This window comes from Rhizobium sp. BK399, from assembly GCF_014194695.1.
In the GTDB taxonomy this organism is placed as follows: Bacteria; Pseudomonadota; Alphaproteobacteria; order Rhizobiales; family Rhizobiaceae; genus Rhizobium.
Genome location: NZ_JACIAH010000003.1, coordinates 37,009 through 53,590 on the forward strand (window position 1 = coordinate 37,009; position 16,582 = coordinate 53,590).

General features: G+C 60.4%; 17 protein-coding genes. 7 read left to right on the forward strand and 10 right to left on the reverse strand.

Translation table 11 applies throughout. The features are described from left to right. Window positions 1–6: 6 nt before the first annotated feature. Window positions 7–420 carry a cupin domain-containing protein gene (locus FHT97_RS09080; protein WP_183861498.1) on the reverse strand — a complete coding sequence of 138 codons (414 nt, stop codon included), beginning with the start codon at window positions 418–420 and terminating at the stop codon, window positions 7–9. A gap of 53 nt (window positions 421–473) precedes the next feature. On the opposite strand from FHT97_RS09080, the gene FHT97_RS09085 reads away from it, so the two are divergent. From FHT97_RS09085 to FHT97_RS09115, 7 genes are all read left to right on the forward strand, one after another. After that, a complete protein-coding gene (locus tag FHT97_RS09085) occupies window positions 474–1,304 on the forward strand; it encodes an ABC transporter ATP-binding protein (protein WP_183755668.1) in 831 nt (276 codons plus the stop codon). Between the two features lie 36 nt (window positions 1,305–1,340). Continuing rightward, window positions 1,341–2,225: an ABC transporter permease gene (locus tag FHT97_RS09090; RefSeq protein WP_183755618.1), complete on the forward strand. Its 885-nt coding sequence runs from the start codon at window positions 1,341–1,343 to the stop codon at window positions 2,223–2,225. Further along, entirely contained in the window at window positions 2,222–3,349 is a 1,128-nt protein-coding gene (locus FHT97_RS09095; RefSeq protein ID WP_183861500.1) for an ABC transporter permease, read from the forward strand. The genes FHT97_RS09090 and FHT97_RS09095 overlap by 4 nt, the downstream gene beginning before the upstream one ends. A gap of 56 nt (window positions 3,350–3,405) precedes the next feature. After that, window positions 3,406–4,377, forward strand: a complete 972-nt coding sequence (locus FHT97_RS09100) for an ABC transporter substrate-binding protein (protein ID WP_183861502.1) — start codon at window positions 3,406–3,408, stop codon at window positions 4,375–4,377. Between the two features lie 385 nt (window positions 4,378–4,762). After that, entirely contained in the window at window positions 4,763–5,953 is a 1,191-nt protein-coding gene (locus FHT97_RS09105) for an efflux RND transporter periplasmic adaptor subunit (protein ID WP_183861504.1), read from the forward strand. Window positions 5,954–5,963: 10 nt separating this feature from the next. Next, complete coding sequence (locus FHT97_RS09110; protein ID WP_183861506.1) at window positions 5,964–9,254, forward strand: efflux RND transporter permease subunit; 3,291 nt, start codon at window positions 5,964–5,966, stop codon at window positions 9,252–9,254. Window positions 9,255–9,397: 143 nt separating this feature from the next. Next, window positions 9,398–10,078 (forward strand): Crp/Fnr family transcriptional regulator, encoded by a 681-nt coding sequence (locus FHT97_RS09115; RefSeq protein ID WP_183861508.1) that lies wholly within the window; start codon window positions 9,398–9,400, stop codon window positions 10,076–10,078. A gap of 3 nt (window positions 10,079–10,081) precedes the next feature. On the opposite strand, the gene ureG is transcribed toward FHT97_RS09115, so the two are convergent. The 9 genes from ureG to FHT97_RS09160 all read right to left on the reverse strand — a co-directional run bounded on the left by ureG (window position 10,082) and on the right by FHT97_RS09160 (window position 16,581). Beyond that, complete coding sequence (ureG, locus tag FHT97_RS09120) at window positions 10,082–10,693, reverse strand: urease accessory protein UreG (protein ID WP_183861510.1); 612 nt, start codon at window positions 10,691–10,693, stop codon at window positions 10,082–10,084. A gap of 97 nt (window positions 10,694–10,790) precedes the next feature. Further along, complete coding sequence (locus tag FHT97_RS09125) at window positions 10,791–11,462, reverse strand: urease accessory protein UreF (RefSeq protein ID WP_183861512.1); 672 nt, start codon at window positions 11,460–11,462, stop codon at window positions 10,791–10,793. A 7-nt stretch (window positions 11,463–11,469) separates the two neighbouring features. Then, on the reverse strand, window positions 11,470–11,940 hold the full coding sequence (gene ureE, locus FHT97_RS09130; protein ID WP_183861514.1) for an urease accessory protein UreE: 471 nt from the start codon (window positions 11,938–11,940) through the stop codon (window positions 11,470–11,472). 95 nt (window positions 11,941–12,035) lie between these two features. Beyond that, window positions 12,036–12,887 (reverse strand): GGDEF domain-containing protein, encoded by an 852-nt coding sequence (locus FHT97_RS09135; protein WP_183861516.1) that lies wholly within the window; start codon window positions 12,885–12,887, stop codon window positions 12,036–12,038. Window positions 12,888–13,228: 341 nt separating this feature from the next. Beyond that, a complete protein-coding gene (ureC, locus tag FHT97_RS09140) occupies window positions 13,229–14,938 on the reverse strand; it encodes an urease subunit alpha (RefSeq protein WP_183861518.1) in 1,710 nt (569 codons plus the stop codon). 3 nt (window positions 14,939–14,941) lie between these two features. Further along, the gene (locus FHT97_RS09145; RefSeq protein WP_183861520.1) at window positions 14,942–15,565 is read right to left on the reverse strand and encodes a Urease operon accessory protein; all 624 of its coding nucleotides are present in this window, start codon (window positions 15,563–15,565) and stop codon (window positions 14,942–14,944) included. Between the two features lie 16 nt (window positions 15,566–15,581). After that, the gene (locus tag FHT97_RS09150) at window positions 15,582–15,992 is read right to left on the reverse strand and encodes a lysozyme inhibitor LprI family protein (protein ID WP_183862004.1); all 411 of its coding nucleotides are present in this window, start codon (window positions 15,990–15,992) and stop codon (window positions 15,582–15,584) included. A gap of 18 nt (window positions 15,993–16,010) precedes the next feature. Then, window positions 16,011–16,316, reverse strand: a complete 306-nt coding sequence (locus FHT97_RS09155; protein WP_016554918.1) for an urease subunit beta — start codon at window positions 16,314–16,316, stop codon at window positions 16,011–16,013. A gap of 10 nt (window positions 16,317–16,326) precedes the next feature. Further along, a complete protein-coding gene (locus FHT97_RS09160) occupies window positions 16,327–16,581 on the reverse strand; it encodes a DUF1272 domain-containing protein (RefSeq protein WP_016554919.1) in 255 nt (84 codons plus the stop codon). Between the last annotated feature and the right edge of the window lies 1 nt (window position 16,582).

A 16,582-nucleotide genomic window follows, 5' to 3' on the forward strand; every position in this document is an offset into this window, starting at 1 on the left:
TTGTCATCATTCCTGCACCAGCCGTTCAAGCTCCGGAAGCAAGACGACGCTTTCCTGCTCGTTCGGATCGGTGCGGGCGATGATCGCGGTGCAAGGGGTACTGCTGAGATTGGCAGGCAGATGCGGCACACCGGCAGGGATGTAGAACAGCTCGCCGGCGTGCACGATGACATGATGCTCCAGCTCGTCGCCATACCAGGTGTGCGCCTCGCCGGAGAGCATGTAGATCGCCGTTTCGTGCGACTCGTGCAGATGCGCCTTGGCGCGAACGCCGGGCGGAATCGTCAGCAAATGCATGCAGATGCCCTTGGCGCCGACCGTCTCGGCCGCGATGCCTTCGAAGTAACTCAGCCCCTGTTTGCCGTCGTAGGCATGACTGGGACGCACAATGTGACAGGTGGGCTTTGATGTCGCGTCCATCGTCATCCTCCATGGACCTTGCCGGAACAATGAAAACAGCTACTCATACTATCATGCAAAGCGCAGAAGCGCGGGGAAAACAGGATACACAAGCATTGACGCAAGCTGCCTCCGTCGTATCCGCAAAGGACCTCTGTCTGACCTATGATGCCAGCGATGCTCCCGTGCACGCGCTGACAAACGTCAATCTCGACGTTCGCAAGGGTGACTTCGTCTCCTTCATCGGGCCATCCGGTTGCGGGAAGACGACCTTCCTGCGCGTGATTGCAGATCTCGAAAGGAAAACATCGGGTGAGATCACCGTCAACGGCATGACGCCGGAGGAAGCCCGCAAGGCCCGCGCCTACGGGTACGTCTTCCAGGCGCCGGCACTCTACCCATGGCGCACGATCGAGAAGAACATCGCCCTGCCGCTCGAGATCATGGGCTACGCTTCGGCCGACCAGAAGAAACGCATCGCCGGCGCGCTCGATCTTGTGAACCTCTCCGGCTTCGAAAAGAAATTCCCCTGGCAGCTGTCCGGCGGCATGCAGCAGCGCGCCTCGATCGCACGTGCGTTGGCCTTCGATGCTGATCTGCTGCTGATGGATGAACCCTTCGGCGCGTTAGACGAAATCGTCCGCGACCATCTGAACGAAGAACTCCTGAAGCTCTGGGCGCGCACCAACAAGACGATCTGCTTCGTCACCCACTCGATCCCCGAGGCGGTCTACCTTTCCACGAAGATCGTGGTCATGTCCCCCCGCCCCGGCCGCGTGACCGATATCATCGATTCAACGCTGCCACGCGAACGTCCGCTCGATATTCGCGAGACGCCCGAGTTCCTCGAAATCGCCCATCGCGTGCGCGATGGTCTGAGAGCGGGGCACAGTTATGAGCATTGAGGTGCTGAACACCAGGACCGGTGCGCGGGGGTGCTCATGAAGGCGGACTCTCTGAAAGACAGGATCGTTCCCGTCCTGACAATCCTCGTGGTCTTGGTCGCAGTCTGGTACGTCGCGGCAGTCCTGATGAACGCCTCCTTCCAGCGCGATATGGATCAGCGGGCAAACCAGACGCCCGGTACGATGGAATTCATCGAAAAGACGCTCTCGCAGCCGAAGCCATTGCTACCTGCGCCGCATCAGGTAGTGCAGAACGTCGTCGAGAACACATTCCTGCGGAAGCTTTCGAGCAATCGCAGCCTCGTCTACCACAGCTGGGTCACGCTCTCGTCGACGCTGCTCGGTTTCGGCTTCGGCACATTGCTCGGCATCGTGATCGCCGTCGGTATCGTTCATATCAAGGCGCTCGACCGCAGCCTCATGCCTTGGGTGATCGCCTCGCAGACGATACCGATCCTGGCGATCGCGCCGATGGTGATCGTCGTCCTCGGCGCCATCAACATCACCGGCCTGATCCCGAAGGCGCTGATCTCCACCTACCTCTCCTTCTTCCCGGTGACGGTCGGCATGGTGAAGGGGCTGCGTTCGCCCGAGGTGATGTTCCTCGACCTGATGCGAACCTATAACGCGACACCCGCGCAGACCTTCTGGAAGCTGCGGGTTCCGGCCTCCGTGCCGTTCCTTTTCACCTCGATGAAGGTTGCGATAGCAGCAAGCCTTGTCGGCGCCATCGTCGGCGAGCTCCCGACCGGCGCCGTCGCCGGCATAGGCTCGAAGCTGCTCGCCGGCTCCTATTATAGCCAGACGATCGACATATGGGCGGCACTGGTCGCAGGCTCGGTGCTGGCCGCAAGCCTTGTCGCGATCGTTGGTCTTATTGCAAAGATCGTCGATCGCTCGATGGGCGGGAGACCGGCATGAAGAAGATGTCCTTCTCCTGGCAGGGCGTTCTTGCCCTGGTGCTGACCGCGATCGCAATCATCACCTTGCCGCTCATGGCCGAAGGCGCGCCGGACCCTGTGTCACCGCTGACTGTCGGTCTGACGATCACCCTGATCGTGGCCCTTGCCTTTATTTCCTTCGCATCGTTGCCAAAGCCATACATTGCCGCCGTCTTGCTGGTCGGAGCACATTGGGCGGCATGGGTGCTGCTCGCGGATGTGACCGGAAATGAAGGTCTGGCCACCAGATCCTTCTTCCTGCTGATAGCAGCCTGCTGGCTGCTTGCATGGCGCTGCGTCACCGAGCTTTCGGCAATGACGCCAGGTTCCAGTTTCGGCCGGTCGTTCCTGCGGCTGCTGATTCCGGCGATCTTCGGCGCCTGGATCCTGATCATCTGGGAAGCGCTGACGCGCGGCGCCGGCATTCCCTTCGTTCTGCTGCCGCCGCCGAGCGCCATCGGCGTCAGGATCGCCGGCTCACTGCCAATCCTGGCAGACGACGTACGCCAGACGATCTTCAAGGCAGTATTCGCTGGTTACATCATCGGCTGCGGTGCAGGCTTTGCCGTCGCCATCCTTGCCGATCGTGTCGCCTTCCTGCGTCGCGGATTGCTGCCGATCGGCAACATGGTGTCGGCGCTGCCGATCATCGGTGTTGCGCCGATCATGGTGATGTGGTTCGGCTTCGACTGGCAGTCGAAGGCGGCGGTCGTTACCATCATGACTTTCTTCCCGATGCTGGTGAATACTGTCGCCGGCCTCTCCGCATCCGGCCCGATGGAGCGCGACCTGATGCAGACCTACGCTTCCAACTATTGGCAGACGCTGCTGAAGCTCCGGCTTCCGGCGGCGACGCCCTTCATTTTCAATGCATTGAAGATCAACTCGACGCTGGCGCTGATCGGTGCCATCGTCGCGGAGTTCTTTGGTACGCCGATCGTCGGCATGGGCTTCCGCATCTCCACGGAGATCGGGCGCATGAATGTCGACATGGTCTGGGCCGAAATCGCCGTTGCGGCGCTTGTTGGTTCGATCTTCTACGGCGTCGTCGCCCTGGCAGAACGGGCGGTGACTTTCTGGCATCCGTCTATCCGTGGTGGCTAGGCGTCGCTTTATTCCCGCGAATGGGATTGGGGCATAACTTCAGAGGGAACAAGAAAATGAAAAAACTGATTGTTGCGATGATGGCGAGCGCGATGTCGCTCGCGGCAGCCCATGCAATGGCTGCCGACAAGGTGACGCTGCAGCTCAAGTGGGTGACGCAGTCGCAGTTCGCCGGCTACTACGTCGCCAAGGAAAAGGGCTACTACGACGAGGCAGGTCTCGACGTCACCATCAAGCCGGGTGGCCCTGACATCGCGCCGGAACAGGTAATCGCCGGCGGTGGCGCTGACGTCATTGTCGACTGGATGGGCGGCGCGCTGGTTGCCCGCGAAAAAGGCGTTCCGCTCGTCAACATCGCCCAGCCTTACCAGAAGTCCGGCATGGAAATGATCTGCCGCAAGGACGGCCCGATCAAGACCGAAGCCGATTTCAAGGGGCATACGCTCGGCGTCTGGTTCTTCGGCAACGAGTACCCGTTCTTCGCGTGGATGAACAAGCTCGGCCTCAAGACAGATGGCGGCGCCGATGGCGTTACCGTGCTGAAGCAGAGCTTCGACGTGCAGCCGCTGCTGCAGAAGCAGGCCGACTGCATCTCCGTCATGACCTATAACGAATACTGGCAGGCGATCGATGCAGGCTTCAAGCCGGAAGAACTGCTCGTCTTCAACTATACAGCTATGGGCAACGACCTTCTGGAAGACGGCCTTTATGCCATGGAAGACAAGCTGAAGGACCCAGCCTTCAAGGAAAAGATGGTCAAGTTCGTCAAGGCTTCGATGAAAGGCTGGAAATACGCCGTCGAGAACCCCGACGAGGCTGCCGGAATCGTCGTAGACGCCGGCGGCCAGGACGAAAACCACCAGAAGGTCATGATGGGCGAAGTGGCCAAGCTGATCGGCGACGGCACCGGCAAGCTCGACACGACGCTCTATGATCGCACGGCAAAGGCTCTCCTCGACCAGAAGATCATCAACAAGGAGCCTTCAGGCGCCTGGACACACGACATCACGGACGCGGCTTCCAAGTAAACGCGTCTGACAGACCGGGAAACGCGCGGGGACCCCCGCGCGTCTTTCATTTTAATGAAAATATTTGCGTCCGATGTCGCATCGCGCGAGACTCTAACGTCATAGCAAAGTGGAGCACGATCAACTATCGGAATGCTTGCATAACCGGCGGGTGATTGATCTGCATCACTTCAGTAATTATTGTGTTCGAATGAGGAATTATTTTCCGCCAGACTTGCGCAATGGGCAAATCGCTACCACTTAGATGCGGGATTTGCCGGATGAGGGACTTAAGCACAAGTCGGCAAATGATGCGGAAATACTTCTGAGAACACCAAAACGGGAACCGGCCGTTCGCGAACTGATGATTTTGCGCGAGTCTGCCGACTAGACTGGATGACGACGCATGGCACCTACGCCTGTTAAGATACTTCGCGCCTCCACCCTGCTGATCGCGGCGGTTGTAGCTTCAACGACTTTTGCCCAGGAAGAGCCGGTCGCAAAGCCGCAGCAGAACCTGCCGGCGATCGTGGTGACGAAAGCCACCACCCGCACGCTGGTCGACCGCGTCGTGGCGACCGGGACGGTGAAGCCGGTCGAGGAAGTCTACATCCAGCCGCAGGTCGAAGGATTGTCAATCCGCGCTCTGAATGCGGATGTCGGCGACAGGGTCCAGGCCGATAGCACGCTGGCGACACTGAACGACGATGCAATCATTCTGCAGAAGAGCCAAATGCAGGCCACCAAGGCCAAGAACGAAGCGAGCCTCGCGCAGCTTCGGGCACAGCTGATTGAAGCAGAGGCCAATGCAGAGCAGGCACGACAGCAGCAGGCACGCGCCCAGGAAATGGGCAAGAAGGGCACCGTTGCCACGGCGACCGTCGAACAGGCGGATGCCGCTGCCGCTTCGGCCAATGCCCGTGTTGATTCGGCAAAACAGGCGATCCAGGTAGCCGTTGCAGAGATCAAGGTCACTGAAAGCCAGATCGCTGATGCCGATCTGAAGCTCGCCCGTACCGACGTCAAGACGCCGGTTTCCGGTACTGTGGCGGCGAAGAACGCCAGGATCGGAGCGATTGCGCTCGCCACCGGCGACCCGCTCTTCACGGTCATCCGCGATGACGAGATCGAGTTGGTGGCCGAAGTGGGCGAGAGCGAGATCGTCAAGGTCCAACCCGGCCAGAAGGCCACCATTTTGCTCTCTGGCAGCCGCGACAAGGTTGCTGGCTCGGTGCGGCTGGTGTCGCCGACCGTTGATCCGCTGACACGCCTCGGTTTGGTCCACATTCTGATCGATGACTCCAGCAAGGCACGTTCGGGCATGTACGGCAGCGCCGACATCGTCGTGCGCACCACGGAAAACGTGGCTCTCCCGGTCTCGGCGGTGTTGTCGGGCAGTGAGGGGTCGTCGGCCCGCAGGGTCGAGGATAGTGTCGTCAAGTTTGCCAAGGTCGAGACCGGCATCCAGGACGGTGCCTATGTCGAGATCGTCAAGGGATTGAAAGCCGGCGACGAGGTCGTGGCCAAGGCGGGCGCCTATGTCCGCGACGGCGACCGCATCACGCCGGTTCGTGAACAGCCACCGGTTTCAAACTGAGAGACGGCCGATGAACTTTTCAGCCTGGTCTATCCGAAATCCAGTTGCCTCGCTTCTGGCGTTTGCACTTTTGCTTTTCGTCGGCATCCAGTCTTTCAACAAGCTGCCGATCACGCGTTTCCCGAATATCGACGTCCCTCTCGTTTCCATCGTCGTGACACAGAGCGGCGCTTCCCCCGCCGAGCTCGAAATGCAGGTGACGAAGGAGATCGAAGACGCCGTTGCCAGCATAACCGGCATCGACGAAATCCAGTCGACGGTGACCGACGGCCAATCGCAGACGGTCGTCATGTTCCGCATGGAAATCCCGACCGAGCAGGCAGTTCAGGACACCAAGGACGCCATCGACCGCATCCGCAGCGACCTTCCGGCCAATGTCGAAGAACCGATCGTCTCGAAGATCGATGTTGAAGGTCAGGCGATCCAGACATTTGCAGTTTCCTCTCCCGACATGACGCTCGAGGAGCTCTCATGGTTCGTTGATGACACGGTCAAGCGTGCCCTGCAGGGGCAGGCCGGCATCGGCCGTGTCGACCGCTACGGCGGTGCGGACAGGGAAGTACGCGTCGAGCTCAACCCCGACAAGCTGAACGCCCACGGCATTACCGCGGCCAACGTGAACCAGCAGCTGCGCGGCACCAACGTCGACCTCGGCTCCGGCCGCGGCCAGGTGGCGGGCAGCGAGCAGGCAATCCGCGTGCTCGGCGACGCCCGCAATGTCGCCGAACTTGCCAATACGACGATTGCGCTGCCGAACGGCCGCTTCGTCAAGGTGTCCGACCTCGGCGTCATCAAGGATACCTACCAGGAGCCGAAATCCTTCTCGCGGTTCGATGATACGCCGGTTGTGACCTTTGGTGTATTCCGCTCGAAGGGTGCCAGCGAAGTCAGCGTCGCTGAAACCGTGGCCAAGAGCCTCGAGAAGGTTCGTGCGGAAAACCCGAACGTCGGCATCGAGCTGATCAGCGACTCCGTCTATTTCACCTACGGCAACTACGAAGCCGCGATCGACACCTTGATCGAAGGCGCGCTGCTGGCCATCATCGTGGTGTTCCTCTTCCTCAGGAACTGGCGCGCAACGCTGATCTCGGCCATCGCGCTGCCGCTGTCGGCGATCCCGACGTTCTGGATCATGGACCTGATGGGCTTCTCGCTGAACCTCGTCAGCTTCCTGGCCCTAACGCTCGCGACCGGCATTCTGGTCGATGACGCGATCGTCGAGATCGAAAACATTGCCCGTCACATCAAGATGGGTAAGACGCCCTACCGCGCGGCAATCGAAGCGGCGGATGAAATCGGCCTCGCCGTCATCGCGACGACCTTCACGATCATTGCCGTTTTCGTGCCGGTGTCGTTCATGCCCGGCATCCCCGGCCAGTACTTCATCCAGTTCGGCCTGACGGTTGCCTTCTCTGTCTTCTTCTCGCTGATGGTGGCGCGTCTCATAACCCCGATGATGGCCGCCTATCTGATGCGGGCAGAGGACGGGATGGAAGACCATCACGACAATGACGGTGCGTTCTTCCGCGGCTACACGCGCCTGGTGCGCGCCACGACCCGCCGCTGGTGGACCCGCTATTTGACACTGATTGCGGCGATCGCCTTCCTGATCGGCTCCGTCATGCTGCTTGCCCAGGTGCCCGGCAGTTTCCTGCCGCCGGAAGATGCATCGCGCATCGTGCTGTCCGTAGAGCTGCCGCCGAACGCAACTCTCGATGACACGGAAGCGACGACCAACGCGATCTACAAGGACGTGAAGGATATCGATGGCGTCGAAAGCGTCTTCGTGCTCGGCGGCGCGTCGCCGAAGGGCGACCTCGAATTACGCCGTGCCACGGTAACACTCACGCTTCACAAGCTTGATCAGAGGCTCTTGAAGAAGCTTGATGACTTGGTCGTTAAAATCCCAGTCATAGGATCCTATCTGCCCAAGGTGGAACCGAAGGGACGAGTTCGTCCGCAGTGGGATATTGAAAAGGAAGTTTTCGCCAAGCTCCACCATCTGCCTGACGTGCGGATCCTGAAGCTCAACGATCGCGGCGAGCGTGACCTTTCGTTCAACTTCCTCTCCAAGAACGAGAAGGATCTCAACGACACCGTCGGCGTTCTGGAAGCGAAGCTGCGCGCCGATCCGCTGCTGGCCAACGTCAGTGCCGAAGGCGCCCTGCCCCGTCCGGAGTTGCAGGTTCGCCCACGCAAGGATCAGGCGGCTCGCCTCGGCATCACGCCGCAGCAGATCTCCGAGACGATCCGTGTCGCCACCATTGGTGATATCGATGCGGCCCTCGCCAAGATCAACCTGGACGACCGGCAGATCCCAATCCGCGTACAGGCGTCGCTCGACATGCGTCGCGATCTCGCGGCCCTCCGGGCCATGAAGATACAGACGGCAAGCGGCGGGACCGTGCCGCTCTCGACCGTCGCCGATATCGAGTATTCGGAAGGTGTCAGCTCGATCAAGCGCAACAACCGCTACCGTGTCGTGTCGATCGGCTCCGACCTGCCGCAGGGCGTGGCTCTCGATACTGCATCGGCGCGGTTCCGGCAGATCGTCAATGAAGCCAAGATGCCTCCGACGGTCCAGCTGGCCGAAAGTGGTGACACCAAGGTGCAGACCGAAATGCAGCAAAGCTTCGTCAACGCCATGTTGATGGGCCTAATGCTGGTGCTGACAGTGCTGATCCTCCTTTTCAAGGACGTGATCCAGCCCTTCACCATCCTGTTCTCGCTGCCGCTTGCGATCGGCGGTGTGGCGGTTGGCCTGCTGGTTACCCAGAACCCGCTCTCGATGCCGGTTATGATCGGCATTCTGATGCTTATGGGCATCGTCACGAAGAATGCGATCCTGCTTGTGGACTTCGCCATCGAGATGCGTCATCGCGGCATGGAGCGCGTGGAAGCCATGGTCGAGGCAGGACGCAAGCGCGCCCGCCCGATCATCATGACCTCCATCGCGATGTCGGCTGGCATGCTCCCCTCGGCACTCGGCGTCGGCGAAGGCGGTTCGTTCCGCGCACCGATGGCAATCGCGGTGATCGGCGGCATTATCGTGTCGACCGTCCTTTCGCTGGTCGTCGTGCCTTCCTTCTTCCTCATCATGGACGATCTCTCCCGCCTGCTCGGCTGGATATTCGGCCGCCTGGTCGGCAGGAAGGATAAGGAAGATTTGGCGTTGTCCCGCGAGGAACTCACGCAGGCTGTGGGCGCTCTGGAAGGCCGAGTATCGGCAATCGAGAAGCCCGAAGGAAAGCGCGCCAAATCAGGCAATGTTGTTCGCCTGCCGCCTTTCGCGGCCGAATAGACACTGAACCCAAGAGCCGGGGCAACACCCCGGCTTTTTTATTGATTCGCATTTGATCAGGATCAAGTTCTGAACCGCGTCTCCCGGTTACCCTTACCAATATCAGGTAGGGGCGGCACCCGCCGCGCCACAGGGAGAAACAGATGACCAGAGCTTTGAAACTGAGCAACGCGCAACAGGCGATGCTTGGTGATGCGTTAATCGCGTCCAGCCTTGACCGGCAAGAGCGGGACGCTCTGCTGTCCTGCGCGGTGGCGGTACGCTACGAGCCTCAGGATGTTCTTTTCCGCGAAGGCGGCAACGCGCGCTACTTCTACTGCGTGCTGAGCGGCTATGTTCGCCTCTATCGGGGTTCAGAAGACCGCGAAGCGGATATCAGGATCTGCGAGCCGGGCGACAGCTTCGGAGAATGCCTGGTGCTCGTCGGCGACCGGTACAATTATAGCGCCCAGGCAATGGAACACGCGATCCTCGCCCGCTTCGATCTTGTCCAGGTCAGAAGGCTGCTCGATGAACAGCCTCGGGTGGGGAGAGCACTCGCGCGCTCCCTGTCGCAGCATTTGTTGTCAACCATGGACTGCTTGGCGCGAGATCGCATGCAGACCAGTCAACAACGTGTTGCGCATTATCTCCTCACCCACTGCACCAACGAAGGTGCGCGGGCGTCGTTGCGGCTGCCGTTCCAGAAAAGCCTGCTGGCACGAAAACTTGGTCTGGCGCCGGAGGCGCTGTCACGTGCGTTCTCCGCCTTGCGGACATCGGGCGTGACCGTCAGCGGCCGTGCCATCGCAATCGAGGATGTCAGCGCGCTCCGGCAGGTCTGATCGCTACAGACCGCCATGTTCCTTCAGGAAGCTGACGATGGAACTGACGCCGTCACCATGCTTCATGTCGGAGAAAACAAAAGGCCGTGCCTGGCGCATCCGTGTCGCGTCGCGGTCCATGACCGCAAGGTCAGCCCCGACGTAGGGAGCCAGATCCTTCTTGTTGATGACAAGAAGGTCGGACTTGGTGATGCCGGGGCCACCCTTGCGAGGGATTTCCTCGCCCTGGCAAACCGAGATGACGTAGATGGTGATATCCGCCAGATCGGGAGAGAAGGTGGCGGCCAGATTGTCACCACCCGACTCGATGAACACGACATCGAGATCGGGAATCCGCTCGTTGAGGCCGGCGATCGCCTGCAGATTGATCGTCGCGTCCTCACGGATTGCCGTATGCGGGCAGCCGCCGGTCTCCACGCCAACGATCCGATCTGATGGCAAGGCCTGCATGCGCATGAGCGCCTCGGCATCCTCGGTGGTGTAAATGTCGTTCGTGACGACAGCGACCGAGTATTGGTCGCGCATAGCTTTGCACAGCTTTTCGGTGAGCGCCGTCTTGCCGGAGCCGACCGGGCCACCGATCCCCACACGAAGGGGTCCGTTTCCTGATTTCATGCTTTGAAAACTCCAATAACGACCGATGATAGCGTGCCGCTCGAAAGGCGACCACCGGCAAATGACTGAGGTCGCAGCGGCTGGTGGCCCTGATAAGTCACGATCGAAAGAGACGCGTCGACTGCGTTTCATGGCGAAGCGACATGATGTCCGCCTGGATGGTGGCCGATCCGAGATCGCTGAGCGTTGAAGCGGCTGCCCGCTTCGCGATTGAGGCTATGTCGCCTTCCAACCGCGACAGAATGGCAACGCCATCCCGTTGCCCAGCCACTCCGAGGCGGATGCCTGAAGAAACTGCCTGCGAGAGATAGGCGTGGAGAAAGGCCGCAATCGCCTTCTCCAACGCCACTCCATGGGCACCCGCCACGGCGCCGATCGCAACCGGGTACGCCACGTGTCGCGGCAGTCGATCGAAGACCTCGTCCGGCCACGCGCTGGCGGCGGACAAGAACGCATCGCCGAGTAGCATCGTCTCCTGATGGCGCTCACGCGAGCCGGCGAGCGCTTCGGCGAGTTCCGCCAGTTCGCCAAGTCTTTCAGGTTGCCCGTGACAACGGTGGCTCTCCGCGACGAGAACGGCGTCGTTCCAGACAGGCCCGCGTTCGATCAGGTTCGACGCCCATGCTGCAAGCGAATGGGCATCGGTGACCAACCCATCATGGACAGCGCGCTCCAAGCCAGCCGAATACGCGAAGGATCCGACAGGGAAAGCTGGCGAAAGCCAGGCCATGAGCCGCAGCAGAGCCTGCAGATCGGCATCATCCGTCATGTCCTACTCAGTCGTGCGAGTGATGGTGATGGGCATGATCATGCCCATGCGAATGGTAGGCGCCGCGGGCGGGCTGGAACGGCTCGCTCACTTCCCGCACCATCGCTCCCAGCCCTTCGAGCATGGAGCGGATCACATGGTCCCGCAGGATGAGGATGCGGTCCTCCTCGATCTGCGCGCCGAGATGGCGATTGCCGAGGTGCCATGCGAGCTCGATCAAGTGCAGGCGATCCCTGCCCTTCACCTCGAAAAGCTTCTCGTCAGCGGCTACGATCTCGATGAGCTCGCCGTCCTCGAGAACCAGCATATCGCCGCTGGCAAAAAGTACCGGTTCCTTGAGGTCGAGCATGACCATCTCGCCATTTTCGAGATGGAGCAGCTTCCGCCGCAAATGCCTCAAGTCGTGCGGCAAAACCACTTTTCCGATTGGGTTGGAAGAAGGCGTGCCGGCTGGCAGGTAGGAAGTAACGCGTTGCATGACATGTCCAATTCGCTTGAGATTGCGAGCATGCAAAATTGCCTTGTGCGATGCAAGAAGGAATGAGCTTCCACGGAAACGCCGCCCAAATCTCTTCAGGCCAGCCGCGCCTCATCACAATCCACGTTGCTCATGCGCGCACCCACAGTCTCCCTTGGAAGACACCTACCCCAACCCGGATACAAGCCCTCGTTCTCATGAACGACACGATTTCGACCGAGCGCCTTTGCCAGGTAGAGTGCTTTGTCTGCCGCCGAATAGGCTCCTTCCTTGCTTCGCTCTGGCTTGAGCTCCGCAATGCCGGCCGACACCGTTAGCGCAACCACGCAATCGTCGGCCGCAACAGGGCACGCCGCCAGGCTTGCGCAGACGGATCGCACGCGCTCGATCCGCTGCTCCTCAGAGCCCCCGACAACGATCGCGCCAAACTCCTCCCCACCTAACCTTGCCACGGCGGAGTGTCCGTCGAAGGCAGTGGCGAGAATGGCGGATACAGCGACGATCACGGCGTCGCCACAAGCGTGGCCAAAGCGATCATTGATGGCCTTGAACCGGTCCACGTCGAAGATTACGAGGCAAGCATTTCCATCAACCTGCTCCAGTGCCTCGGTAAAGGCACGCCGGTTGAGAAGCCCTGACAGCACGTCCGTGCGGCTCAGTTGCTCGAACTCCGCTCGAGAGACGCTGAGTTGATGCATCGCGTGACCTGCCACCAGCGACAGCACGCTCGACACGGCACCGCCGATGAGCCACGACAGCAGGACGCCATAGGCAACGCCATGAGCGAATGGGACGGGCAACATTCCCATCCAGTCGAGCGGCGGCAATATCAGCACAATCACCACCGACGACAGGGTCACTGCGAGGAAGCTCATCTTGAGAGCGAACACGTAAATTGTGTGGCGATCCCGAAAATCGCCAAGCTCCGCCTGGAGTGAAATTCTCATGCGAATCGACCTTCTTGCCCACCGCCAGGCACATTGCTTAGAGGCGAACTGCTGCCGAGTTCTTAAGTGAATCGTTAAGATTTGAGCGAATTTGGTGAATTGATCACCGCTTGAAAGTCGCCCGAAAACGAGACGTCTTCAGAGGTGAATCAGCCCAACAGCCCAAGCGGCCAAGCAGTTGTTTTTCTGATATTTTCCAGAGAAGACAAACAACAATGCCCTAATACGGACAGACCGCCTCAAGGTGGAACATACAAAAGTAGAAAACAACTTTTGGGAGATTCAACCTTAACGCATGGCTTTGACAGCAGCCGGCAGACGTACCGGCTGCACATGATCGACTAGAACAGGAAATAACGCTGCGCCATCGGCAACACTGTCGCTGGCTCGCAGGTCAGCAATTCGCCGTCAGCGCGCACCTCGTAGGTCTCCGGGTCGACCTCAATGTGCGGCGTCAGGCTGTTATGGATCATCGATGCCTTGGAGATGCCCCCGCGAGTGTTCTTTACCGCAACGAGATTTTTAGCGACACCCAGACGGCTCTTCAGACCGGCCTCGAGCGACGCTTGCGAAACGAAAGTAACGGACGAATTCGTCCGCAACTTGCCGTGGGCGGCAAACATCGGCCGATAGTGCATCGGCTGCGGTGTCGGGATCGAAGCGTTCGGATCGCCCATCGGAGCCGCCGCAATCGAACCGCCGAGCAATACCATCTCCGGCTTGACACCGAAGAAGGCCGGATTCCACAGAACCAGATCGGCGCGCTTGCCCACTTCGACCGAACCGATCTCGTGGCTGAGACCCTGGGCGATCGCCGGGTTGATCGTGTATTTCGCGATGTAGCGGCGGACGCGGAAATTGTCGTTCTCGCCGGTCTCCTCTTTGAGGCGACCGCGCTGACGCTTCATCTTGTCGGCCGTCTGCCAGGTGCGGATCGCGACCTCGCCGACGCGACCCATCGCCTGGCTGTCGGATGAGATGATCGAGAAGGCGCCGATATCGTGGAGGATATCTTCTGCCGCAATCGTCTCCTTGCGGATGCGGCTTTCGGCAAACGCGATATCTTCGGGGATTGAAGGCGACAAGTGATGGCAAACCATCAGCATGTCGAGATGCTCGGCGACAGTGTTGACGGTATAGGGCCGCGTCGGGTTGGTCGACGAAGGAATGACGTTCGACTGGCCGCAGATCTTGATGATGTCAGGCGCATGTCCGCCGCCGGCGCCCTCCGTGTGGAAAGCGTGGATCGTGCGGCCCTTGAGGGCGCCGATCGTGTCCTCGACGAAGCCGCTCTCGTTCAGCGTGTCGGTGTGGATCATCACCTGGATGTCATATTCATCGGCGACAGAAAGGCAGCAGTCGATCGCCGCCGGTGTCGTGCCCCAATCCTCGTGCAGCTTCAGCGACGACGCGCCGGCCAATACCATTTCCTCGAGAGCCGCCGGTAGCGAGGCATTGCCCTTGCCGGCAAGTGCAAGGTTCATCGGAAAGCCGTCAAAGCTTTCGATCATCCGCTCGATATGCCAGGCGCCGGTGCAGGTGGTGGCGAGCGTGCCATGGGCCGGACCCGTGCCTCCGCCCAGCATGCAGGTGACGCCGGACATCAGCGCTTCCTCGATCTGCTGCGGGCAGATGTAGTGGATATGCGCATCCATGCCGCCGGCAGTGATGATTTTGCCCTCGCCCGCAATCGCCTCGGTTGATGGGCCGACGATGATGTTGACTCCCGGCTGAGTATCAGGATTGCCAGCCTTGCCAATCGCCGCGATGCGGCCGTTCTTGAGCCCGATATCGGCTTTAACGATACCCGTGTGGTCGATGATCACGACATTGGTGATGACGGTGTCGACGGCACCCTGAGCCCGCGTCGCCTGGCTTTGGCCCATGCCGTCGCGGATCACCTTGCCGCCGCCGAACTTCACCTCTTCGCCATAGGTGGTGAAGTCCTTCTCGATCTCGATGAAGAGCTCCGTGTCGGCCAAGCGCACCTTGTCGCCGGTGGTCGGGCCGAACATGCCGGCATAGGCAGCGCGGGAAATCTTGTAGGGCATATGTCAGGCTCCTTGGGAGGAAGAAATGGCTGCGCTCGCCGGCAGCCGCGTTACGCGGCCAGCGGCGACATAACTATCAACAAGCTGCCGCTCGGCAGCGAAGGGATGCCATTCCCAACCCACGTGGCCGAAGCCCGTGAGATCGATGGCCGCCTCGGGAAACCTGCTCATCACCTCGGCGATCACGATCATGCCACTGCTCGGCACGATGTAGGGCGCTGGGTGAAGGGCCGCGAGCGCCGTGTCGACGGCTTCATGAATCATTTTGTCAACGACCACATGCTCTTTGCCAACGTCCGCGCAGAACGCGTTGAATTGACTCGTATAGTCGTCACAGAAGTCATCTAGCTCGGGGTGCGTCACTGCCAGCGGCGCCCGCATTTCCGCAAACTTCCGCGGATCGCGCACGCTCCAGATCGCCGCAGCTTCCCGCACAGCGGGATGCTGCCGCCACGCCTCGGAGGCAAGCATAGCCTTACCGGGCCGCCCGGTATTGCAGACGGCGACGACGTCGGTTCGCCCCGGGCTCGCTTCGTAGGAGCGGCATTCGTTGAATCGGATTACGAATGCGGCATCTGCTACCGCAGCGGCGGCCTGCGCTCCGATCTCTCCGTTGCCGACGACCATGATCCTGCCAACCATGTCAGTTGCCCATCGTCTCTGCGAGTTCTTTGAGCTGCTTGGTGCGAGCGTCGGTCAACTCGGCAATGCAGCCTGCGACGAGCATTGGTTCCATCGTGCCGCCGCGGGCCTGGAAGCCAGCCGCCTCACACTCCGCATCGCGGAAATCCACCCATGCGCGCTGCGCCTTCACCAACGCCTTTTCGGCGCCGCGCATATCGGCATCAAGATCCTTGTCGAGTGCCGCGAGGGCGACGCGGGTGATCTTGTATTGTGCATTCAGCGCCTTGTCGGCAGTTTCCTGACGCGCCTGTTCACAAGCCGTCATGTCGGCCTGTGTAACTGGATTTTTGCAATCCAGATCTTCGGCGTTGGCGCCGAAGGCGATGAACATCGCGACGCCGGCCGCCAGAAGATGCAAGCTCACCCGCATCGTTTCCTCCCTGGTCATTTAGAGCTTGCCCATGACGAGTTGGCGGAAGCCGTAGACTTCGCGTTTACCGGAAAGTGGGATGAGCGTTACCGAACGCGTCTGGCCGGGCTCGAAACGGACGGCCGTCCCGGCAGGGATATCGAGCCGCATACCCCGCGCCGTCTCCCGATCGAAGGAGAGGCCAGCATTCGTTTCCGCGAAATGATAGTGGCTGCCGACCTGCACCGGCCGATCGCCGGTGTTCGAGACATCGAGCGTTACCGTCGGCGCGCCGACGTTAAGCTCGATATCGCCGCTTGCGGCGATGATCTCTCCTGGAATCATGATCTTCTCCTCACACGGCCTTGATGGGCGCGCAGCCCTCGGCCTTCAGAACGCGCTTTGTCGACGCGGGGTATTTGGCAAGCTTGGCAGCCGGACGCACCGGGCGGCGTACGAGTTCGCCGCCGCAATTCGGGCAGACTCCGCCGAGGACGTCCGCGACACAATCGGCGCAGAATGTGCACTCGAATGTGCAGATCATCGCCTCGGAACTGTCAGGCGGCAGGTCCTTGTCGCAGCATTCACAATTGGGGCGCAGCTCCAGCATC